The organism is Streptomyces sp. AHA2, from assembly GCF_036857595.1.
Classification (GTDB): domain Bacteria; phylum Actinomycetota; class Actinomycetes; order Streptomycetales; family Streptomycetaceae; genus Streptomyces.
Genome location: NZ_JAUQWJ010000002.1, coordinates 67,817 through 88,523 on the forward strand (window position 1 = coordinate 67,817; position 20,707 = coordinate 88,523).

18 protein-coding genes and 2 tRNA genes are annotated in these 20,707 nt (G+C 72.9%); 17 read left to right on the top strand and 3 right to left on the bottom strand.

Features of this window, described 5'->3' with window-relative positions; translation table 11 throughout:
- Nucleotides 1-13 precede the first annotated feature (13 nt).
- The 8 genes from nadD (at nucleotide 14) to Q5694_RS04175 (ending at nucleotide 4,644) form a co-directional block, all read left to right on the top strand.
- On the top strand, nucleotides 14-757 hold the full coding sequence (gene nadD, locus Q5694_RS04140) for a nicotinate-nucleotide adenylyltransferase (RefSeq protein WP_333930627.1): 744 nt from the start codon (nucleotides 14-16) through the stop codon (nucleotides 755-757).
- Between the two features lie 16 nt (nucleotides 758-773).
- Nucleotides 774-2,456 (top strand): LCP family protein, encoded by a 1,683-nt coding sequence (locus tag Q5694_RS04145; protein WP_333930629.1) that lies wholly within the window; start codon nucleotides 774-776, stop codon nucleotides 2,454-2,456.
- A 128-nt stretch (nucleotides 2,457-2,584) separates the two neighbouring features.
- Complete coding sequence (gene rsfS / locus Q5694_RS04150; RefSeq protein WP_333930630.1) at nucleotides 2,585-3,031, top strand: ribosome silencing factor; 447 nt, start codon at nucleotides 2,585-2,587, stop codon at nucleotides 3,029-3,031.
- Nucleotides 3,022-3,693: a histidine phosphatase family protein gene (locus Q5694_RS04155; RefSeq protein WP_333931285.1), complete on the top strand. Its 672-nt coding sequence runs from the start codon at nucleotides 3,022-3,024 to the stop codon at nucleotides 3,691-3,693. Before rsfS ends, Q5694_RS04155 begins: the two co-directional genes overlap by 10 nt.
- A 76-nt stretch (nucleotides 3,694-3,769) precedes the next feature.
- Nucleotides 3,770-3,842 (top strand) — tRNA-Ala (locus Q5694_RS04160).
- Nucleotides 3,843-4,042: 200 nt separating this feature from the next.
- Complete coding sequence (locus tag Q5694_RS04165; protein WP_333930631.1) at nucleotides 4,043-4,216, top strand: hypothetical protein; 174 nt, start codon at nucleotides 4,043-4,045, stop codon at nucleotides 4,214-4,216.
- 3 nt (nucleotides 4,217-4,219) lie between these two features.
- Complete coding sequence (locus Q5694_RS04170) at nucleotides 4,220-4,453, top strand: hypothetical protein (RefSeq protein WP_067006897.1); 234 nt, start codon at nucleotides 4,220-4,222, stop codon at nucleotides 4,451-4,453.
- A 118-nt stretch (nucleotides 4,454-4,571) separates the two neighbouring features.
- A tRNA-Ala gene (locus Q5694_RS04175) sits at nucleotides 4,572-4,644 on the top strand.
- A 103-nt stretch (nucleotides 4,645-4,747) separates the two neighbouring features.
- On the opposite strand, the gene Q5694_RS04180 is transcribed toward Q5694_RS04175, so the two are convergent.
- Both Q5694_RS04180 and Q5694_RS04185 read right to left on the bottom strand, forming a co-directional pair.
- Nucleotides 4,748-6,355, bottom strand: a complete 1,608-nt coding sequence (locus Q5694_RS04180; RefSeq protein WP_333930633.1) for an NADH-ubiquinone oxidoreductase-F iron-sulfur binding region domain-containing protein — start codon at nucleotides 6,353-6,355, stop codon at nucleotides 4,748-4,750.
- Nucleotides 6,352-7,611 carry a ferric reductase-like transmembrane domain-containing protein gene (locus Q5694_RS04185; protein ID WP_333930634.1) on the bottom strand — a complete coding sequence of 420 codons (1,260 nt, stop codon included), beginning with the start codon at nucleotides 7,609-7,611 and terminating at the stop codon, nucleotides 6,352-6,354. Before Q5694_RS04185 ends, Q5694_RS04180 begins: the two co-directional genes overlap by 4 nt.
- A gap of 467 nt (nucleotides 7,612-8,078) precedes the next feature.
- Here Q5694_RS04185 and leuS point away from each other — a divergent pair, with 467 nt between their 5' ends.
- The 9 genes from leuS (at nucleotide 8,079) to Q5694_RS04230 (ending at nucleotide 20,024) form a co-directional block, all read left to right on the top strand.
- Nucleotides 8,079-10,952, top strand: a complete 2,874-nt coding sequence (gene leuS / locus Q5694_RS04190; RefSeq protein WP_333930635.1) for a leucine--tRNA ligase — start codon at nucleotides 8,079-8,081, stop codon at nucleotides 10,950-10,952.
- 161 nt (nucleotides 10,953-11,113) lie between these two features.
- A complete protein-coding gene (locus tag Q5694_RS04195) occupies nucleotides 11,114-11,911 on the top strand; it encodes a hypothetical protein (RefSeq protein ID WP_333930636.1) in 798 nt (265 codons plus the stop codon).
- A 72-nt stretch (nucleotides 11,912-11,983) separates the two neighbouring features.
- Nucleotides 11,984-12,829 (top strand): DegV family protein, encoded by an 846-nt coding sequence (locus tag Q5694_RS04200; protein WP_333930637.1) that lies wholly within the window; start codon nucleotides 11,984-11,986, stop codon nucleotides 12,827-12,829.
- A 731-nt stretch (nucleotides 12,830-13,560) separates the two neighbouring features.
- A complete protein-coding gene (locus Q5694_RS04205; RefSeq protein WP_443040812.1) occupies nucleotides 13,561-14,445 on the top strand; it encodes a helix-hairpin-helix domain-containing protein in 885 nt (294 codons plus the stop codon).
- A complete protein-coding gene (locus tag Q5694_RS04210) occupies nucleotides 14,442-17,105 on the top strand; it encodes a ComEC/Rec2 family competence protein (RefSeq protein WP_333930638.1) in 2,664 nt (887 codons plus the stop codon). Before Q5694_RS04205 ends, Q5694_RS04210 begins: the two co-directional genes overlap by 4 nt.
- Before the next feature lie 4 nt (nucleotides 17,106-17,109).
- Nucleotides 17,110-17,940 carry an arylamine N-acetyltransferase family protein gene (locus Q5694_RS04215; protein WP_333930639.1) on the top strand — a complete coding sequence of 277 codons (831 nt, stop codon included), beginning with the start codon at nucleotides 17,110-17,112 and terminating at the stop codon, nucleotides 17,938-17,940.
- A gap of 92 nt (nucleotides 17,941-18,032) precedes the next feature.
- The gene (locus tag Q5694_RS04220; RefSeq protein ID WP_333930640.1) at nucleotides 18,033-18,278 is read left to right on the top strand and encodes a hypothetical protein; all 246 of its coding nucleotides are present in this window, start codon (nucleotides 18,033-18,035) and stop codon (nucleotides 18,276-18,278) included.
- A gap of 61 nt (nucleotides 18,279-18,339) precedes the next feature.
- Complete coding sequence (gene holA / locus Q5694_RS04225; protein ID WP_333930641.1) at nucleotides 18,340-19,329, top strand: DNA polymerase III subunit delta; 990 nt, start codon at nucleotides 18,340-18,342, stop codon at nucleotides 19,327-19,329.
- A 299-nt stretch (nucleotides 19,330-19,628) separates the two neighbouring features.
- Complete coding sequence (locus Q5694_RS04230) at nucleotides 19,629-20,024, top strand: nuclear transport factor 2 family protein (protein ID WP_333930642.1); 396 nt, start codon at nucleotides 19,629-19,631, stop codon at nucleotides 20,022-20,024.
- A 189-nt stretch (nucleotides 20,025-20,213) separates the two neighbouring features.
- Here Q5694_RS04230 and rpsT read toward each other — a convergent pair whose 3' ends face one another.
- The gene (rpsT, locus tag Q5694_RS04235) at nucleotides 20,214-20,480 is read right to left on the bottom strand and encodes a 30S ribosomal protein S20 (protein WP_010042013.1); all 267 of its coding nucleotides are present in this window, start codon (nucleotides 20,478-20,480) and stop codon (nucleotides 20,214-20,216) included.
- Between the last annotated feature and the right edge of the window lie 227 nt (nucleotides 20,481-20,707).

Below are 20,707 nucleotides of genomic sequence, written 5' to 3' on the forward strand. Positions count from 1 at the left end.
AGGGTCTGAACGCATGGGAGAGCAGGACATGCCTACCGGTCCGGCGAACGAGACGCCGCACGACCCGGCACCGGACACGGCGAGCGGCACCGAGCGGCACCCGGAGCCCCGCCGTGCCGCCGCGACGACGCGCCGGATCGACGGCCCCGGCAAGAGCCCGTCGCAGTCCGGCAAGCGCCGCCTGGGCGTCATGGGCGGCACCTTCGACCCGATCCACCACGGGCACCTGGTGGCCGCCAGCGAGGTCGCCGCGGCGTTCCACCTCGACGAGGTGGTCTTCGTGCCCACCGGGCAGCCCTGGCAGAAGAGCCACCGCAGCGTCTCCCCGGCCGAGGACCGCTATCTGATGACGGTCATCGCGACCGCCGAGAACCCGCAGTTCTCCGTCAGCCGCATCGACATCGACCGCGGCGGACCCACCTACACCGTGGACACGCTGCGCGACCTGCGCGCCCTCAACCCCGACACGGACCTGTTCTTCATCACCGGCGCCGACGCGCTCGCCCAGATCCTCACCTGGCGGGACTCGGCTGAGCTGTTCTCCCTCTCGCACTTCATCGGGGTGACCCGCCCGGGCCACCGGCTGGACGACCCCGGGCTCCCCGAGGGGGGCGTCTCGCTCATGGAGGTCCCGGCGCTGGCCATCTCCTCCACGGACTGCCGCGCGAGAGTCGCCAAGGGGGACCCCATCTGGTACCTGGTGCCCGACGGAGTCGTGCGCTATATCGACAAGCGCGAGCTGTACCGCGGCGAATGAGCCGAGAGGGGCACCGGTGAACGACCGATACGACGCGGGGGCCGCCGACCACGGCGCCGGCCAGTACGAGCTCGTCGGCTACGACGAGTACGGCCGGCCCGTCTACCGGCACGTCCAGACCCAGCAGCACACCTACGACCCGTACGCCCAGCAGTACCAGCAGGGCTACGGCCACGACCCCTACGCCACCGGCGGCCAGCAGCCCCCGGTCGCGTACGACGACGGTGCCGGCCCGGTCCATCCCCAGGTCCAGGGCTACGACCCGTACGGCACCACCGGGCACCACGACCCGTACGGCGGGCAGCAGTCCCACACCGTCGGGCAGACCGCCCGGCAGACCTCGCAGCAGTCCTTCCAGCAGACGGCCCACATCCCGCAGCAGGCCGGCCCGGCCGGACGCGAGGACACCGGCGAGGCGGAACGGGAGTACCACACCGAGCAGTTCGCCTTCGTCGAGGAACCGGACGGCAACTCCGAGGACGTCATCGACTGGCTGAAGTTCACCGAGAACCGCACCGAGCGCCGCGAGGAGGCCCGGCGCCGCGCCCGCAGCCGGATCGTCGCCCTGACCGTCGTCCTCGCCCTCGTCGCGGCCGGCGGGGCGGGCTGGCTCTGGTACGCGGGCAAGCTGCCCGGCCTTTCCTCCGGCGGCTCCGGCACGGGCACCACCACGGCCGCCGGCGCCCAGAAGCGCGACGTGATCGTCGTCCACCTGCACGACACCAAGGGCGGCGGCACCTCCACGGCCCTCCTCGTCGACAACACCACCACGCGGAAGGGCACCACCGTCCTGGTGCCGAACTCGCTCGCCCTGACCGGCGACGACGGCACCACCACGACCCTGGCCGAGTCCGTGGACGACGACGGCTCCGACGGCACCCGCGAGGCGCTGGACACGGTGCTCGGCACCGACATCCAGGGCACCTGGCGCCTGGACACCCCCTACCTGCAGAACCTCGTCGACCTGGTCGGCAACATCGAGGTCGACACCGACACCGACGTCCCCGACCCGGCCGCGAAGAAGCAGGGCCAGGCCCCTCTGGTCCACCGGGGCCAGGACCAGACCCTCAGCGGCAAGACGGCCGTCGCCTACGCCACCCACCGCGCGCCCGGCGAGGCCGCCACCGCCCAGCTGAAGCGGTTCGGCCAGGTCATGCAGGGCGTGCTGCGCAAGCTGTCCTCCGACCCCGCGGCCGCGACCACGACCATCCAGACCCTGGCGCAGATCCTCGACCCGTCCCTGACCGACAAGGACCTCGGCACCTTCCTCGCCGGGCTCTCCGACCTCGCCAAGGGCGGCGACTACCGGACCGACCTGCTGCCCGTCCAGGGCGACGGCACGCTCGCCGCCCAGGCCGGCGCGAAGATCGTCCGGGACGTCCTCGGCGGCACCGCCAAGAGCCCGGACGAGGACGCCGCCACGAGCGTCTCCGTGCAGAACGCCACCGGTGTGAAGGACAACACCGAAAAGGCCCGCGTCGTCCTGCTCAACGGCGGCTTCACCTTCCTGGAGGGCGGCACGGCGACCGCACGGGCCACGTCGAAGGTCTACTGGTCCGACGCCGCGGCCAAGGAGCACGCGACCGAGGTCGCCAAGACGCTGGGCCTGCCCGCGGGCTCCGTCACCAAGGGCGAGACCCCGGCGAGCGCCGATGTGGCCGTGGTCCTCGGCCAGGACTACAGGCCCTCGTCCGAGTAGCGCGAGCGGGAACGAAGCCCGGGCCGCGACAGCGGGCCCTTCCGTGCGATCCGTCACCGTCGCGTGGGGGGCCCGCTGCCGTCCGTGAGACCCTTGAGGACAAGTGTCCACCGACGGAAAGCCATGCAGTGACCGTGACCGACCGCTCCCAGGAGCTCATCAACACCGCCGCCCAGGCGGCCGCAGACAAGCTGGCCCACGACATCGTCGCCTACGACGTCAGCGACGTGCTGTCCATCACGGACGCCTTCCTGCTGGCCTCCGCGCCCAACGACCGCCAGGTCAAGGCCATCGTCGACGAGGTCGAGGAGCGGCTGTCCAAGGAACTCGGCGCCAAGCCGGTGCGCCGCGAGGGCGACCGCGAGGCCCGCTGGGTCCTGCTCGACTACGTCGACATCGTCGTGCACGTCCAGCACAGCGAGGAGCGCGTCTTCTACGCCCTGGAGCGGCTGTGGAAGGACTGCCCCGAGCTGGAACTCCCCGACGACGCCCGGGCCACCCGCGGCAAGGCCGAGGAGCACGCCAAGCTGCAGGCGGCCGAGGAGGCGGCGGAGCTGGACGGTGACTGGCGGTGAGCGCCTTCAGTGAGGCCGGCAGGCCGGGCCGGGGCCGTCGCATCATCCTGTGGCGGCACGGCCAGACTGCCTGGAACGTGGAGCGCCGCTTCCAGGGCAGCACGGACGTCGAGCTCACCGAGACCGGTGTCGCCCAGGCCCGTCGCGCGGCCCGTCTGCTGGCCTCGCTGAAGCCGGACGCGATCGTCGCCTCCGACCTGAAGCGGGCGGCGGCCACGGCCGCCGAGCTCGCCGTGCTCACCGGCCTCGACGTCGCCCACGACGAGGGACTGCGCGAGACCTACGCGGGCGTCTGGCAGGGCCTGACGCACGAAGAGATCATCAGCCGGTTCGGCGAGGAGTACGCGGCGTGGAAGCGCGGGGAGCCCGTGCGCCGCGGCGGCGGCGAGCTGGAGACCGAGGTGGCCGACCGGGCCGCCCCGGTGGTGCTCCGGCACGTGGAGAAGCTTCCCGAGGACGGCACGCTCGTCGTGGTCAGCCACGGCGGCACCATCCGCACCACCATCGGCCGTCTGCTGGGGCTGGACGCCCACAACTGGGAGAGCCTGGGCGGCCTGTCCAACTGCTGCTGGTCCGTGCTCGGCGAAGGCGCCCGCGGCTGGCGGCTGCTGGAGCACAACGCCGGCACCCTGCCGGAGCCGGTGCTCGGAGACGACGACTGACCCCCGGATTTCACTTTCCGGCAGGTCGCAGGCTAAAGTTCTTCTTGTTCGCCCCGCCAGCGGGGAGAGAACACCAGGGGCTATAGCTCAGTTGGTAGAGCGCCTGCATGGCATGCAGGAGGTCAGGAGTTCAATTCTCCTTAGCTCCACATCAAGATCCCGTTCCCATCAGGGGGCGGGATTTTTCATGCCCGCGGTTGAGTCGTCCGGGCCGTTCGAGGCGTATACCTCTACGGCCCCGCCGGGTGCCGTGTCCGGACTGGTACTGAGGCGTCGCTGACCGTATTGGTCCGGCCGTGGCAGAATCAAACGGCCGGAAGGGGGCGCGACCCGACGGGAGGGAGTAGCGATGCCTGCGAGCATCCTCGAGGAGGCCGACCACCTCCTCGGAGCAGCGGTGCCACCGGTGATGTCCACCCGCCTCAGCTGCCCTTCCTGCGGTTCCGCGCATGTGGCCCAGATGCTCGGCGACAACGGCGGTATCTCCTACGTGTGCACGGCCTGCGGCCACAGCTGGAGCTGATCGATGGGTGCACACAGGCGGAAGTGCGACTGGTGCGGCAGCGGGACGCCGATCGTCCGCGACATGGAGCCGATCAACGCCGACTACCAGTACTGGTGCGAGGAATGCGCGCGGGCGCTGATCATAAAGGGCGACCCGATCGAGACGTACCGCGAGCTGGAGGGCGAGCCGATCTACGGCCGGCTCCTGGAGGAGCACTGCACGCTCAAGCGGTTCTACTCGTTCGTGACGGCCTGAGACCCAACAGGTCGACGAAACGGTCATACCGGGCAAGGGGAAATCGATTTGGTGTTGGGCCCGCAGGACCAGTAATGTTGGCGTCGCCGCCGGGGAAACCCGGGGGGCGACACCGCAAGGGGCTATAGCTCAGTTGGTAGAGCGCCTGCATGGCATGCAGGAGGTCAGGAGTTCAATTCTCCTTAGCTCCACAGCAGATGAGAGGGCGGGCCATCCGAATGGATGGCCCGCCCTCTTGCCGTCCGTACGCCTGCGGCGGGCTCCCCCGGAGGGGAGCCCGCCACGCAGGTGGGGTCAGCGGCCCAGGGCGCGGCGGCCGCGGCCCTGGGAGAGGACCGGCAGGTTGCGCGACGGGGCCTGCCCGCGCGTGTCCTCCTCGATGCGCAGGGCCAGCGCCGGGCAGCGCCGCACCGCGCGTAGAGCCTTGGCCTCGGCGTACCGCGGCACCTGCGCCTGCGCCACCGTCGGGAAGCCGTCGGCGCCCAGTTGGAACACCTCGGGCAGGATGTCCGCGCACAGGCCGTGGCCCCGGCACAGCGTCCAGTCCACGAAGATCTTCTGGCGGCTGGGGCCGTTGTCCTCGGACTCCCCGCCCGGGATGCCCGTCGGGGTCCTGCCCCCCTCGAAGAGCGGCAGGACGCCCTCCACGCGCCGTCCGCAGCCGTTGCCGAGGACGTGGGCGGCCAGGTCGTCCGTGAAGGCCTTGATGGTCGACTCCAGGAACATCGCGGAGCCGTCGGGGTGCGAGCACGCCCCGCGCCGCTTCACGTTCTTGGCGACCTGTTTGAGGGCCTCCAGGGCCGCCGGTCCGCCGCCGTTGAGGATGTCCTCCATGCCGCGTGCCGCGGCCGGCAGGCCGAGGTAGCAGGGGCCGCACTGGCCGGCGCTCTCCTCGGCCAGCCACTGGGCGACCCGCAGCGACTCGCCCAGGGGGCAGGTGTCCTGACTGATCGGCAGGATGGCCCCGGCGCCCAGGGAACCGCCCACCGCGTCCAGGGAGTTGCGGGAGACGATCGCCTCGTTGACCGTCGCCGCGTCGATCCACTTGCCGTGGTAGCCGCCGGTGAGCACGCCCTGCGGGACCGGTGGTGCGCCGGCCAGCTGCAGGACGTAACGCAGCGGTACGCCCGTGGGGACCTCGATCACCATGGGCCGCGCCACCGCCCCGGAGACCGTCAGCATGACGGTGCCCGGCTCGTCGTACAGGCCGGTGTTGCCGTAGCGCTCGGGGCCGATGCGGGCGGCGATGGCCAGTTGGGCGAAGGTCTCGGCGTTGGAGAGCAGGGTGGGCGCGCCGCCGACGCCGTTCTGCGAGGCGCTGACCTTGCGGCCGGGCGGGACGGCGGGGCCGCCGTCGATCGAGCGGATGAGCGACGCGGCCGCGCCGGTGACCATCCGGACCGGGTTGCGCTGCACGCGGGCGCGCAGGGCCGACCTGCGGCCGTTGCTGAGGCCGCGTTCGGCCAGCGCGGCCTCCATGGAGCGCTGCGTCGACTCACGGGTGACCCCCACCACGAGCGTGCGGGCTCCCAGGGCCTCGGCGCACAGCAGCGCGCCGTCCAGGATGAGGTGCGGGGCACGGTTGATCAGCACCGTGTCCTTGCGGCAGGCCGGCTCGTCCTCGCTGCCGTTGACGACGACGACCGGCCGGACGCCGCGCTTGATCGCCGCCTCGGCGACCGAGCGCAGCTTCCTGTGGAAGGGGAAGCCCGCGCCGCCGCGGCCCCTGAGGTTGATGCGTTCGGCGAGTTGCGCGAGCTGCTCACCGCCCATCGGCTCGAGCGGCCCGTGCACCTTCAGGTGCATGGGCAGATCGAGCCGATCGACAAGGTCGAAGCCCGACGTGAGCTGGGGAAGTCCGACCACGCGGACTTCGGGAACGTCGGGCAGGGCCTCGTTCACTTAAAGCCTCCGGAAGGCGTGTTCCAAGGTTCGCCCGATCCCGGTGCGTCGAAGTCGTAGGACGCACCGGGCAGTGTTTCAGTGGCGGGACCGCTGTTGTACGTGTCGTCCGGGTAGTACGTGCCGCGCACGGCGTTCGTCTCACCCGTGTCGTACACATCACTCGATCCGTAGCCACCGGTGCCGGGATTGCCATAGGCCGGGATGCCTTGTCCGGTGTCCTGCAGGGGGTCGTAGGGCGGGATGTTGAAGCCCGTGTCCTGCAGCGGGTCGTAGGCCGACGGCGGGGCCTCGCCGACCGGGGGCGGGGACGGGATGGGCCAGTTGCCCGAGGTGCTGGAGGGGCTGTCCACGGTGGGGACGGCCTGGGTGGGTTGCAGGTCGAGCGGCAGTTCCATGCTGGTGGTGGGCCCCGGGGCGTAGGCCTGCCGGCCCAGGGGAGGGGCCGACACCGCGCGGTAGGCCGCGGCGAAGCCGCCCGTGGTCTCCTGCGGCGAGGGGCGTTCGGCCTGCTCGTAGCGCGGTGCGGGCGCCTCCTGCCCGGCGCCGGCCTTGCGGTTGCCGTAGCCGGGCAGTGTCGCGCCGCCGGCCGCCCGGGCCCGGCTCTCCTCCAGGTTCCTGCGGCCCTGGCCCTCGCCCGGGCCGATCAGGGCGGCGATCCGGTCGGCCACCTTGCGCTTCACCGGGCGCGGGGCCGCCCGCAGGGCGAGGGCGGCGGTCACGCCGGCCAGGGACAGGCAGTACAGGACGACGAAGACCGGCTTGGCCGCACGACCCGCGTAGAGGCCGTGCACGAGAGCGGCGCACCACGCCGGGTAGGCCAGCATGTGCATGGCGCGCCAGCGGGCCGCGACGGGCGCCGGGGAGGCGAAGCGGTTGCGCAGCGCGCCGGTGATGCCCACGAAGATCATGAGCAGCCCCGCCAGGGTGCCCAGTCCGATCAGGAACGCCCGGCCGGTGACCAGCTCTTCGTCGGTGAGCAGCAGGCCGAAGGGGATCACGGCGGCGATCCACGAGGTGTGGGCCAGCGCCAGCTTCACCCCGATGTGCACCAGCAGGAAGACGATCGAGGCGACGGCCGTGGTCCGGTGCACGGCCTGCGCCAGGATGCGCCGGCGCGCGTCGAGCAGGATCCGGTCCTGGGCCACCAGCCCCCAGATCACCGAGCACGACAGGCACACGAGGGACAGCACTCCGGCGCCGAAGTTCAGGAACTCGGCGAACGAGTCGTCCGCCGTGGAGTCGTAGGGGTTCACGACCGGCCTCCCCACGTCCCGGTGACCGGGTGTGGCGAGTTGATTCTGCGAAGAGGGTTCATGGGGGCAACTCCGAGCGGTTCGGGAAAGCAGCGGTCCCGCGCCGCACTCTAAGCGGAGCCATACCGATCGGTAGCAGGTTTGAGTTATTGCGTTGTTATCAAAGGACAATGTGGTTGTTGTGATGCCCCATAGCGTCTGTTACGCGAAGTAACTCTTGACCGTGGTTCAGTCAAGGGCGGGCCCCGGGCCGTCGGCCGGCGCGTCGCGGCACGCTGAGGCTCTGCGGTACCCTGGCGCCATGCGTGCCGTACGCCTTCTGCTTAGCGGGCCGCGCTGATCAGTCCCGGCCACCGGACGAATCGAGTGGCCGGAATCGGCGCGGCGTCCCCTCCTGTGCGAGGGGATTTTTCGTTTCTCGAACCAGACAGCCGCAGGCAGAGACGATCGATGGAGCTTTGAGGATCATGAGCGAGACGAACCCCGCCGCCGCCTCCGAGGTGGCGGCGCCGCACCGCTACACGGCCGCCATGGCTGCCGAGATCGAGGCGCGCTGGCAGGACTTCTGGGACGCCGACGGCACCTACGCGGCGCCCAATCCCACGGGCGACCTGTCCGGCGACCCGGAGACCGTCGCCCGGCCCAAGAAGTTCATCATGGACATGTTCCCCTACCCCTCGGGCGCCGGCCTGCACGTCGGCCACCCTCTGGGCTACATCGCCACGGACGTGTTCGCGCGCTTCCAGCGGATGACCGGCCACAACGTGCTGCACACCCTGGGCTTCGACGCCTTCGGCCTGCCCGCCGAGCAGTACGCGGTGCAGACCGGCACGCACCCGCGGGTGTCCACCGAGGCCAACATGGAGAACATGAAGGCGCAGCTGCGCCGGCTGGGCCTGGGTCACGACAAGCGCCGGTCGTTCGCGACGATCGACCCGGACTACTACAAGTGGACCCAGTGGATCTTCCTGCAGATCTTCAACTCCTGGTACGACCAGGAGGCCCGCCGAGCCCGCCCGATCGCCGAGCTGGTCGCCGCGTTCGAGTCCGGTGAGCGGCCCGTACCGGGGCACACGCGCGCGTGGAGCGAGCTGAGCGCCGCCGAGAAGGCCGACGTCCTGGGCGAGTTCCGGCTGGCCTACGCCTCGGACGCGCCGGTCAACTGGTGCCCCGGGCTGGGAACCGTGCTGGCCAACGAGGAGGTCACCGCCGAGGGCCGCTCCGAGCGCGGCAACTTCCCGGTCTTCAAGGCGAAGCTGCGCCAGTGGAACATGCGCATCACGGCCTACGCCGACCGGCTGCTGGAGGACCTGGACGCGCTGGACTGGCCGGAGGCCATCAAGCTGCAGCAGCGCAACTGGATCGGCCGCAGCGAGGGCGCCCGGGTCGACTTCCCCATCGACGGCGAGCGCATCACGGTCTTCACCACCCGCCCCGACACCCTGTTCGGCGCCACCTACATGGTGCTGGCGCCCGAGCACCCGCTGGTCGAGAAGTTCACCCCGGCCGCCTGGCCGGAGGGCACCCACGAGGTGTGGACCGGCGGTCACGCGACCCCGGCCGAGGCCGTCGCCGCCTACCGCGCCCAGGCCGCGGCCAAGTCCGACGTGGAGCGCCAGGCCGAGGCCAAGGACAAGACCGGTGTCTTCATCGGCGCCTACGCGACCAACCCGGTCAACGGCGAGCAGGTCCCGGTCTTCATCGCCGACTACGTGCTGATGGGCTACGGCACCGGCGCCATCATGGCCGTGCCCGCGGGCGACCAGCGCGACTTCGAGTTCGCGCGCGCCTTCGAGCTGCCGATCCACTGCATCGTCGAGCCGACCGACGGCCGCGGCACCGACACCGCCACGTGGGAGAACGCCTTCTCCTCCCACGACGCCAGGATCATCAACTCGTCCAACGACCAGGTCAGCCTGGACGGCCTGGGCGTCGCCGAGGCCAAGGCGCGCATCACGGAGTGGCTGGAGCGGACCGGCGCCGGCGAGGGCACCGTCAACTTCCGGCTGCGCGACTGGCTGTTCAGCCGCCAGCGCTACTGGGGCGAGCCCTTCCCGATCGTCTACGACGAGGACGGCATCGCCCACGCGCTGCCCGAGTCGATGCTGCCGCTGGAGCTGCCCGAGGTCGAGGACTACAGCCCCCGCACCTTCGACCCGGACGACGCCGACACCCAGCCCGAGACGCCGCTGTCGCGCAACGAGGACTGGGTCAACGTCACCCTGGACCTGGGCGACGGCCCGAAGAAGTACCGGCGCGAGACCAACACCATGCCCAACTGGGCCGGTTCCTGCTGGTACGAACTGCGCTACCTGGACCCGCACAACAGCGACAAGCTGGTCGACCCCGGGATCGAGCAGTACTGGATGGGCCCGCGCGAGGGCATGCCGCACGGCGGTGTCGACCTGTACGTCGGCGGCGCCGAGCACGCCGTGCTGCACCTGCTGTACGCCCGCTTCTGGTCGAAGGTGCTGTACGACCTGGGGCACGTGTCCTCCGCCGAGCCGTTCCACAAGCTGTTCAACCAGGGCATGATCCAGGCCTACGTCTACCGCGACAGCCGCGGCATCGCCGTGCCGGCCGCCGAGGTGGAGGAGCGCGACGGCGCCTACTGGTACCAGGGCGAGAAGGTCTCCCGGCTGCTGGGCAAGATGGGCAAGTCCCTGAAGAACGCGGTCACTCCGGACGAGATCTGCGCCGAGTACGGGGCGGACACCCTGCGCCTGTACGAGATGGCGATGGGCCCGCTGGACGTCTCCCGGCCGTGGGACACGCGCGCGGTGGTCGGCCAGTTCCGGCTGCTGCAGCGGCTGTGGCGCAACATCGTCGACGAGGCGACCGGCGAGGTCACCGTCGTGGACGCCGAGCCGGACGAGGACACGCTGCGCGCTCTGCACAAGGCGATCGACGGGGTGCGCGGGGACCTGGAGGGCATGCGGTTCAACACCGCCATCGCCAAGGTCACCGAGCTGAACAACCACCTGACCAAGGTGGGCGGCCCCGTGCCGCGTTCCGTGGCCGAGCCGCTGGTGCTGATGGTCGCGCCGCTGGCCCCGCACATCGCCGAGGAGCTGTGGCGCAAGCTGGGCCACACCGACTCGGTGGTCCACCGGGACTTCCCGGTGGCCGACCCGGCGTACGTCGTGGACGAGACCGTGACCTGCGTGGTGCAGATCAAGGGCAAGGTCAAGGCGCGGCTGGAGGTGCCGCCGTCGATCTCCGAGGACGAGCTGGAGAAGGTCGCGCTGGCCGACGAGAAGGTCGTCGCCGCGCTGGGCGGGGCCGGCATCCGCAAGGTCATCGTGCGCGCGCCGAAGCTGGTGAACATCGTCCCGGCGTGAGCGCCGGGGCCTCGGGACCGCCGTGGGGGTGACCTGCCGGTGACCCCCTAGTGGTCCCCTACGGGCAGGTTCGGGGTTTTTCTGGAACTCCGGGCCTGCCTGTTGCGTTTACCGTGGAGAGCGATGTGAGGTGTGCCGTGGCGCCCTGAGGAGGAGCCCTTGTGGAAGCAGTGATCGCAGTCTTCGCCCTGCTCTTCGTGCTCCTCGTCGCGCTCGGCGCGTACGCCACCGTGAAGGCCGTGGGTGCCGCCAAGCGCAGCGTCGACCGTGGCATCAGCCAGGCCCGGCGCACGGTCGAGGACCACACCCTGCGGGCCAAGTCCCTGGCCCAGACCGGCGCCGCGGGCGAACTCGCCCAGCTGAGGCTGAAGCTGCGCACCTCCATGCGCGCGACCCAGGACGCGCTGAACGCGGCCGCCGCCGAGGACGAATCCGTGAAGGAGTCCATCGGCCTGTTCGAGCGGCTCAGCGTGCACGGCCACGAACTGGACGGCGAGCTGAAGCGCCTGGAATCCGAGCCGGACCGCACCGCCCTGCGGGAGCGCCTGCCCGAGCTGCGCGAGCGCACCGAACGCATCACGCAGTCCGCGGACGCACTGCGCTGGGCGATCCGTGACCGCGCCCACCGCTTCGCGGGCGACGACCTGGACACCCTCAGCGCGCAGATCGACGTGGAGGCCGGCGCCCTGCGGCACTGGACGACGACGGACGCCGCGCCCGCCTCCGCCCAGGGGACGCCGGAGGCGCAGGGGGCCGGGCAGGCCGCCGCGCCGCAGCCCACCGGGCGTCCGTGGCCCGACGCGCCGGCCGCGGATGCCCCCGCCGCCGGGCAGACCCGGCCCGGGACCGTACAGTCCGGCCCGGAGCAGGGGCCGGTGACGCGACCGGCCATCACGGCGCCCGCGCCCCGCCCTACCTACCCCTGGCAGAAGAAGCCCCGCCCCGAGAGCACCACTTGATCCGGCCACGCGCGCCCCGGGGCTCCGGGGCCGGGCTGCCGCACGCCCACCACGGCAGGTAACCTCCAGCTCATGTCCCGCCATGTCGCGATCGTCACCGATTCAACGGCCTACCTTCCGGCCCGGACGATGGAGCGGCACGGCATCACCGCGGTCCCCCTGACCGTGGTCCTCGGCGACCGTGCCCTGCAGGAGGGCACCGAAATCTCCACCCGCGCCCTCGCCCAGGCTTTGCAGAAGCGGCGCCCCGTGACCACCTCGCGGCCCGCGCCCGCGGTCTTCGAGGAGACCTACCGCGAGGTCGCCGAGTCCGGCGCCACGGGCATCGTCTCCCTCCACCTGTCCGCCGAGCTGTCCGGCACCTACGACGCGGCCGTGCTCGCCGCGCGCCGGGCGCCGGTGCCGGTGCGGGTGGTGGACACCGGCATGATCGCCATGGCGCTCGGGTTCTGCGCGCTCGCGGCGGCGGAGACCGCCGAGTCGGGCGGCACGGTGGACGAGGCCGTCACGGCAGCGGAGAAGCGGGCCGCCGGGACCTCCGCCTACTTCTACGTCGACACCCTCGACTACCTGCGCCGGGGCGGCCGTATCGGTGCGGCACAGGCCCTGCTCGGTTCCGCGCTCGCGGTGAAGCCGCTGCTGCAGCTGGCCGACGGGCGGATCCAACCGCTGGAGAAGGTGCGGACCGCGTCCAAGGCGATCGCCCGCCTGGAGGAGATCGCGGCCGACCGTGCGGGCAGTGCGCCGGTGGACGTCGCCGTGCACCATCTCGCCGCCCCCGACCGGGCGTCGGCCCTCGCCGACCGGTTGCGGACGCGGTTGCCCGGGCTGGTGGATCTGCACGTCAGCGAGGTCGGGGCGGTGATCGGGGCACACACCGGGCCCGGGCTGCTGGGAGTTGTGGTTTCGCCTCGGTGAACGTCGCGGGCGATTCACCCGTGTGAGGGACGGAGTTGTCCACAACCTGTGGGTTGTCCCCGGGAATCGACCAAGATCATCGCGGGTGGGCGGGTGTGGCCGATGCTCGTCGCATGGCACTTCGATCACGTTCACACACGGGCACGGCGACCAGTGGGCCGGGCCGAGGGCCGACGTCGGACGGACGCGTACGGCACCGTCGGGACCGACGGCGCGGGTCCGGTCCGCGCGGGCGAGCCGGGCGGCGGCATGCGCGTGCGCACGCCCCGGCGGAGGAACTGCGGCGGCGGGCGGGGCTGTTGTTCGGCGGGTCCCCGGGACCTGCCGAAGAAGCAGGGGAGCGGCGGGAGTCGGGGCAGGGGCCGCCGCCGGACTCGGCCGCTTCCGCGGCGGACCGGGGGGTGGCAGTCGGGCAGCGGGCGGTGGCCGTCGCGCAGCGCGGGGGCGTTGGTGCCGGGGCGGAGGGGTGGCGGCATGGTCGGGGCGGTCCTGCCGCCGAGAGCCGAAGGGGCGTGGCGGATGAGGGTCACGGCGGCCCGACACAGGAGGACCGTGGCTGCCCGGCGCAGGGGAACCACGGCGGCCCGACACGGGAGGACCGTGGCTGCCCGGCGCGGGGGAATCCCGGCGACCCGGCGCAGGGGAATCACGGCGGGCTGGCGCAGGGGAGTCGTGGCCACCCGGCTCCCGAGCACCGTGGCCACCCGGCGCAGGGGGACCGGCGCGGTTTCATGGGTGGGACTCGGGGCGGCTTCGAGGCCGAGATGCGGGGTGGCTTCGCCCCTGACGGCCTGGGCGGCTTCGCCGCCGGAGGCACCTGGCGCGAGCGCGCCGGGCTCGCCCTGCGGGAGCGCCTGCCGGTGTGGATGCAGGCGCGGTGTGGCCTGGAGCGGCGGAGCGTCCTAGCTCTGACGGCCCTGCTGGTGCTCGCCGCGACGTTCGCCGCGCAGCACTTCTGGGCCGGCCGCACCGAGACCGTGCGGCCGCCGGAAGTCGTGAGGGCGGCGGCTCCCTATGGAGAGCGGGACGGGACCGGCCGGGCGGGGGAGCAGCCTGGGCCGGGCGGCGCGGGGGAGGCCGACGGCGGGTCCGCCGGATCCGTGGCCGCGGCTTCGGCCGGGGCGGCGAAGGCGGGGGCGGCGGAGATCGTCGTGGACGTCGGCGGCAAGGTCCGCGAACCGGGGGTCCACCGTCTGCCGGCCGGCTCCAGGGTCGCGGACGCCCTGCGCGCGGCGGGTGGTGTGAAGCCGGGCACGAACACCGACGGGCTCAACCGCGCCCGCTTCCTGGTGGACGGCGAACAGGTCGTCGTCGGTGCGGCGGGTGCCGGGCCGGGCGGCGCGCCTTACGCAGGTCCGGCCGGCGCGGCAGGCACGTCGGGCACGGTGGGGACCGGTGGTGTGACGGGTGGCGCGGCTCCGGCGGCTCCCGTCCCGCTCAACACCGCCACCCTCGACCAGCTCGACACCCTGCCGGGCGTCGGGCCGGTGCTCGCGCAGCACATCATCGACTACCGCACGCGGCACGGCGGTTTCCGGTCCGTGGACGAGCTGCGCGAGGTGAACGGCATCGGTGATCGCCGCTTCGCCGACCTGCGCGCTCTCGTACGGCCATGAGGCACACGGCCGGTACGCCCGTGTCCCCGGAACGGGCCGGTACGCCGGTGTCCCCGGAACGGGCCGGTACGCCGGTGTCCCCGGACCGGATCGGCACGCCCGTGTCCCCGGACCGGGCCGTGTCTGAACTCCGCACTGCCCGTTCGGCCGTGCACGCCGCCTCCGGGAGGCGGCTGGGGAGTTCGCGCCCCCGGCAGGAAGGTCCCACCGACCTGCGTCTCGTGCCGCCGGCCCTCGCGGCCTGGGGCACGGCGGCCCTGGTACTGGACGCACCGCCCGGATGGGCCCTGGGCGTGGTGGCCGGTTGTCTGCTCGCCGTCGCGCTGCTGCCGTGCGCCCGGCGCCTCGAAGTGCCGTCCTGGGCGCGCGCGTCGGCCGCCGCCGTGCTGCTGTGCGTGGCCGCTGCCGCCGCGTCGGCCGGGCTGCACGGGGCGGACCTGCGCCGGGGGCCCGTGCCCGGTCTGGCGAGGGAGTACCGGCCCGTGACCGCGGAGGTGGAGCTGACCTCCGATCCGCGGCTCAGCAGGCCGAAGGTGAGGGGCGACCACCTGGTTCCCACCGCGGTGCTGATCGACGCGGAGGTGCGGCGCGTGCACGAACCGGGTGGAGCGACGGTGGCCACGCGGACGCCGGTGCTGCTGATCGTCGACGTGAGGGCGTCGACGCCGAACCGGGCCGTCGACGGGCCGGTGCCCTCGCCGTGGCTGGGGCTGCTGCCGACGACGCGGCTCCGGGTGGAGGCGCGGTCGGCGCCCGCCCTGTCGGGCGGTGACCGGATCGCGGCCGTCCTGCGGGTGCGGGGCCCGGGCCGGCCGCAGGTGGTGCGGGAGCCGTCGCGGGCCCAGCGGCTCGCCGGGCTGCTGCGGGCCGGGCTGCGGGAGGCGACCGAGGGGCTGCCCTCCGACGCGCGGGCCCTGCTGCCGGGCCTGGTCGTCGGAGACACCTCCCGGGTCACCCCCGAGCTGGAGGAGGCCTTCAAGGAGACCGACCTCACCCACACGCTCGCCGTGTCCGGGGCCAACTTCACCATCCTGCTCGCCCTGCTCCTCGGCCCTCCGGGCCTGGCCGCGCGGGCCGAACGGCGGGGGATCGCGCCGCGTCTCGGTATCCCCCTGCGCGGCACCGCCGTGCTCGGGGGCGCGCTCTCGCTCGGGTTCGTCGTGGTGTGCCGGCCGGAGCCGAGTGTGGTGCGGGCCGCGGCCTGCGGAGCCGTCGCCCTGCTCGCCCTCGCCACCGGCCGCCGCAGATCCATGATCCCGGCGCTGGCGACGGCGGTCCTGCTGCTGGTGCTCCACGACCCGTGGCTGGCGCGCAGTTACGGGTTCCTGCTCTCCGTCGTGGCCACCGGGGCGCTGCTCACCCTCGCGCCCCGCTGGAGCGCCGGGCTGCGTCGGCGGGGGGTGCCACCGAGGCTCGCCGAGGCGCTGGGTGCCGCCGCGGCCGCGCAGGCCCTGTGCGCGCCCGTCGTCGCGGTGCTGTCGGCGCGGGTGAGCCTGGTGGCGGTGCCGTGCAACCTGCTCGCCGAGGCCGCGGTGGCTCCGGCGACCGTCCTGGGCTTCGCCGCCCTGGCCACGGCGCCGGTGGCGATGCCGATGGCCGAGGCCCTCGCGTGGTGCGCGCAGTGGCCCGCCGGGTGGATCGCGTCGATCGCCCGGACGGGGGCCGCGCTGCCGGGCGCGGGAGTGGACTGGCCCGGCAGCTGGGCGGGAGCGGCGCTGCTCGCCGTGGTGACGCTCGTCCTCGTCCTGACCGGGCGGCGGCTGGTCCGCCACCCCTGGTGGTGCGGGGCCTGCGCTGTGGTGCTGGTGCTGGCCGTGGTGCAGCCGCCGCCGCTGACCCGCACCCTCACGGGCTGGCCGCCGCCGGGCTGGCGGCTGGTCATGTGCGACGTCGGCCAGGGGGACGCCGTGGTGCTCGCCGCGGGCGACGGCGCCGGGGTGGTCGTCGACGCGGGGCCCGACCCGAAGCTCGCGGACCGCTGCCTGCGCGACCTCGGCATCACCCGCATCCCGTTGATCGTGCTCACCCACTTCCACGCCGACCACGTCGCGGGCCTGCCCGGGGTGCTGCGCGGGCGGGAGGTGGGGGCCATCGCCACCACGGGCTTCGAGGAACCGGCGGACCAGGCCGCGTTCGTCCGCAGGCACGCGGCGGCGCGGCGGGTTCCCGTGACGCGGGCGGCGGCCGGGGAGCAGCGGCGCGCGGGGGAGCTGTCCTGGCAGGTGGTGTGGCCGCCCACCAGCCCGCCTCCGGGCACGCCCCCGTCGTTGCTCCCGGCCCACCCGGCACCGGAGGGCCCGAACGACGCCAGTGTCGCCATGCTGGTCCGGTCCGGCGGACTGCGCCTGCTGCTCCTCGGGGACCTCGAACCCCCGGCCCAGCGGGCGCTGGCGCGGTCACCGGCGGCCCGGGGGCTGGAGCGCGTGGACGTGCTGAAGGTCGCCCACCACGGCTCGGCGTACCAGGACCCGGGCCTGTTGCGCCGGGTGGCCCCGCGGCTGGCCCTCATCTCCTGCGGCGAGGACAACCCGTACGGGCATCCGGCCCCCGGCACGGTCGCGGCGCTGCGCGCCGGGGGCGCGGCGGTGCTGCGCACGGACCGGGACGGCGCCCTGGCGGTCACGGGAGAGGACGGAGGGCCGGCGGTGGCGCGAGACTGAGGGCATGAACCCAAGTCAGGTTGATGCCTATCTGCGCCGTCTCGGAGTCGAGCAGCCGGCGTGGCCCACCGTCGGCGCGTTGCGCGAGCTGCACCTGCGGCATCTGCAGACCGTGCCGTTCGAGAACCTCTCGATCCACCTCGGTGAGGAGATCGTGCTGGAGGAGAAGCGGCTGCTGGACAAGGTGGTGGGGGCGCGCCGGGGCGGGTTCTGCTACGAACTCAACGGTGCCTTCGGGGCGTTGCTCGCCGCGCTCGGGTACGACGTGGCGCTGCTGGCGGCGCGGGTCCACGCGGACGGGGAGCGGCTCGGGATCCCGTACGACCACCTCGCGCTGCGGGTGCGCACGGTGGACGCGGGGGACTGGCTGGCCGACGTCGGCTTCGGGGCGCACAGCCGGCTGCCGCTGGCGTTCGGGGAGCGCGGTGAGCAGGAGGATCCGGCCGGCACGTTCCGCATCGTCGAGGCGGGACCGGACGCGGCCGGGGTGCGCGGCGGGCACGGGGCCGCGGAGGCGGCGGACCTGGACGTGACGCGCGACGGTCGCCCGCAGTACCGCCTGGAGGTGCGGCCGCGGGTGCTCGGCGACTTCGTGGCCGGGGCGTGGTGGCACCAAACGTCGCCGGAGTCGCACTTCACACGGTCGCTGGTCTGCTCCCGCGTGACGGAGGACGGCGGACGGATCACGCTCGGGGGACGGAAGCTGACGGCGACGGCGGCCGACGGTACGCGGGAGGAGTGGAAGCTGGAGACGGACGGGGAGGTGCTCGCGGCCTACCGCGAGAGGTTCGGGATCGTGCTGACCGAGGTGCCGGCCGTGCGCACCCCGGTGTAGCGCGGTGCCTTCGGGGCCGGCCATGCCCGCCGGCACCGGTTCCACCCGGGGCCGAGGGCCGGCCTCGGGGCCCGTGTCGGACAATGTCCGGCGTGAGTGACGTGCGACATGTGCTGGTGCTGCCGGACCGGGACGCGGCCGAGGAAGTGGTGGAGGCGCTCGGGGAGCGGTTCGGTGTCGCCGAGGAGCCGCAGCTGGTGCGGGACGCGCTGGCCGGTGAGGACGACGCCGAGGACGCGCAGTGGCTGGTCGTGCTGCGCGACGAGGAGGAGCGGCTGGACCCGGACGAGCTGGACCGGTTCGCCGGGGAGTGGGAGGGCTGGCGGGAGGAGCCGTAGGCCCGTCCGCGGGTCCGTCCTGCCCGGCTCGTTGTCACTGCCGCGTGGGATGCTTGTCGCGATGCCCAGGAAGAGTGCGAACGACGATCCCCTCGCGCCGGTGACCCTCGCCGTCGGCCAGGAGGACCTGCTGCTGGACCGCGCCGTGCAGGAGGTGGTGGCCGCAGCGAAGGCCGCCGACGCGGACACGGACGTCCGGGACCTCGCGTCGGACCAGGTGCAGCCCGGCACGCTCGCCGAGCTGACGAGTCCTTCGCTGTTCGCGGAGCGCAAGGTCGTCGTCGTGCGCAACGCGCAGGACCTGTCGGCCGACACCGTCAAGGACGTGAAGTCCTATCTCGGGTCGCCCGCCGAGGAGATCACCCTCGTCCTGCTGCACGCCGGCGGGGCCAAGGGCAAGGGTCTGCTCGACGCGGCCCGCAAGGCCGGGGCCCGCGAGGTGGCCTGCCCGAAGATGACCAAGCCGGCGGACCGGCTGGCGTTCGTGCGGGCCGAGTTCCGCACGGCCGGGCGGTCCGCCACCCCCGAGGCGTGCCAGGCCCTCGTCGACGCGATCGGCAGCGACCTGCGCGAGCTGGCGTCGGCCGTGTCGCAGCTGGTCGCGGACGTCGAGGGGACGATCGACGAAGCGGTCGTCGGGCGGTACTACACCGGGCGGGCCGAGGCGTCGAGCTTCACGGTCGCGGACCGTGCGGTCGAGGGCCGGGCCGCGGAGGCCCTGGAGGCGTTGCGCTGGTCGCTGGCGACCGGAGTGGCGCCGGTGCTGATCACGAGCGCGCTGGCGCAGGGCGTCCGGGCCATCGGCAAGCTGTCGTCGGCCCGCGGCGGCCGGCCGGCGGACCTGGCGCGGGAGCTGGGCATGCCGCCCTGGAAGATCGACCGGGTGCGCCAGCAGATGCGCGGCTGGACCCCCGACGGGGTGGCGGCGGCGCTGCGGGCCGTCGCCGAGGCGGACGCGGGTGTGAAGGGCGGGGGCGACGACCCCGAGTACGCCCTGGAGAAGGCGGTCGTCACCATCGCCCGCGCGGCCCGCTCCCGGGGCCGGGCCTGACGCACGCGGGGGATTCCGGGACCGGAGAACAGCGCGAACTCGCCGCCGCCGTACCGGTGGAGGGCGCCGGGCCGTCGCCGGCCGGGTACAGGCCGAGGTTGCCGGCATGGGAACGGCGGGCCGGTCGGGTCCCGTGCGGGAGCCGGGTCGTCCTGGGGACCCAGGCCGGTGCGTCCGGGTCGCCGGCACCCCGTCCCTCCCCGGAACCCGTCTCCCCGCTGTGCCGACGGACCCGGCCGGAGGCAGAATCGAAACAGTCAGCCGTACGTCGCCGAGTCCAGGGAAAGGTGGCGAGGATCATGGCTGAACACCCGCACGCAGCGCTCGTCCGCAAGGGCTTCGAGGCCTTCTCACGCGGGGACATGGACACCTTGCGCGAACTGATGGCCGCGGACGCCACGCACCACGTGCCCGGCGATCACCCGCTGTCGGGTGACTTCAAAGGGGCGAACGCGATCATCGAGATGTACGAGCGGCTCGGCGCGGAGACCCAGGGGACGATGCGTGCCGAACTGATCGGCGTCGCGGTCGACGGCCGCGGCCACGCGGTCGGCATGACCCGCTTCACGGCCGAGCGCAACGGCAGGCACCTCGACGACACCGGCTGCATCATCTTCCGGATCGTCGGCGACAAGGTCACCGACCTCGACGAGTGCGTCGAGGACATCGACAGGAGCAACGAGTTCTGGTCCTGAGGAGAGGCCGGTGAAAGCCGAAGGCCGGGCGCCCTCCCATGGGGAACAGGAGGACACCCGGCCGTTCGGTTCACGCTGCTGGATCCGCGCCCGCGTGGCGAACGCAGGCCGCGCGCGGATCCGAAGGGGTGCCGGACGGGAGCGGATGAGAGAGGGCCCGCTCGATTCCCTCCGGCGTCACATCAGACGTCAGCCCTTGAGCGCGGCGACCTTCTGAGCCAGCGCCGACTTCTTGTTGGCGGCCTGGTTCTTGTGGATGACGCCCTTGGAGACGGCCTTGTCGAGCTGACGCGCGGCAGCGCGCTGGTACTCGGTGGCCTTCTCGACGTCACCCGCGGCAGCAGCCTCACGGGCCTTGCGGATCGCGGTCTTGAGGGAGGACTTGACGGCCTTGTTGCGCAGCCGCGCCTTCTCGTTGGTCTTGATCCGCTTGATCTGGGACTTGATGTTCGCCACGAATGAGCCTTCTCAGGTTCTGGCACGGCACCGCTCGGGTCCCGTACCGGTGATTTCTTGAGTCGTGCCTCCTGCGAGAGGGCATGAGGCACAGCCACCCAGGCTACCAGCGGGCCCTTTCCCGGCCCAAACCCGTCCGCGGTCCGCACCCGTGGGACCATGGAGGCTACGTATCGATCCGACCCGAGACCGCAGACACTGCGGACGCCTCAAGAATCAGGACCCTG

What these genes read in the sequence shown, in the direction of transcription:
- nadD (WP_333930627.1), top strand. Translation starts at nt 14, where the DNA reads ATGGGAGAGCAGGACATGCCTACCGGTCCGGCGAACGAGACGCCGCAC.
- Q5694_RS04165 (WP_333930631.1), top strand. Translation starts at nt 4,043, where the DNA reads ATGCCTGCGAGCATCCTCGAGGAGGCCGACCACCTCCTCGGAGCAGCG.
- Q5694_RS04170 (WP_067006897.1), top strand. Translation starts at nt 4,220, where the DNA reads ATGGGTGCACACAGGCGGAAGTGCGACTGGTGCGGCAGCGGGACGCCG.
- leuS (WP_333930635.1), top strand. Translation starts at nt 8,079, where the DNA reads ATGAGCGAGACGAACCCCGCCGCCGCCTCCGAGGTGGCGGCGCCGCAC.
- Q5694_RS04200 (WP_333930637.1), top strand. Translation starts at nt 11,984, where the DNA reads ATGTCCCGCCATGTCGCGATCGTCACCGATTCAACGGCCTACCTTCCG.
- Q5694_RS04205 (WP_443040812.1), top strand. Translation starts at nt 13,561, where the DNA reads ATGGGTGGGACTCGGGGCGGCTTCGAGGCCGAGATGCGGGGTGGCTTC.
- Q5694_RS04210 (WP_333930638.1), top strand. Translation starts at nt 14,442, where the DNA reads ATGAGGCACACGGCCGGTACGCCCGTGTCCCCGGAACGGGCCGGTACG.
- Q5694_RS04215 (WP_333930639.1), top strand. Translation starts at nt 17,110, where the DNA reads ATGAACCCAAGTCAGGTTGATGCCTATCTGCGCCGTCTCGGAGTCGAG.
- holA (WP_333930641.1), top strand. Translation starts at nt 18,340, where the DNA reads ATGCCCAGGAAGAGTGCGAACGACGATCCCCTCGCGCCGGTGACCCTC.
- Q5694_RS04230 (WP_333930642.1), top strand. Translation starts at nt 19,629, where the DNA reads ATGGCTGAACACCCGCACGCAGCGCTCGTCCGCAAGGGCTTCGAGGCC.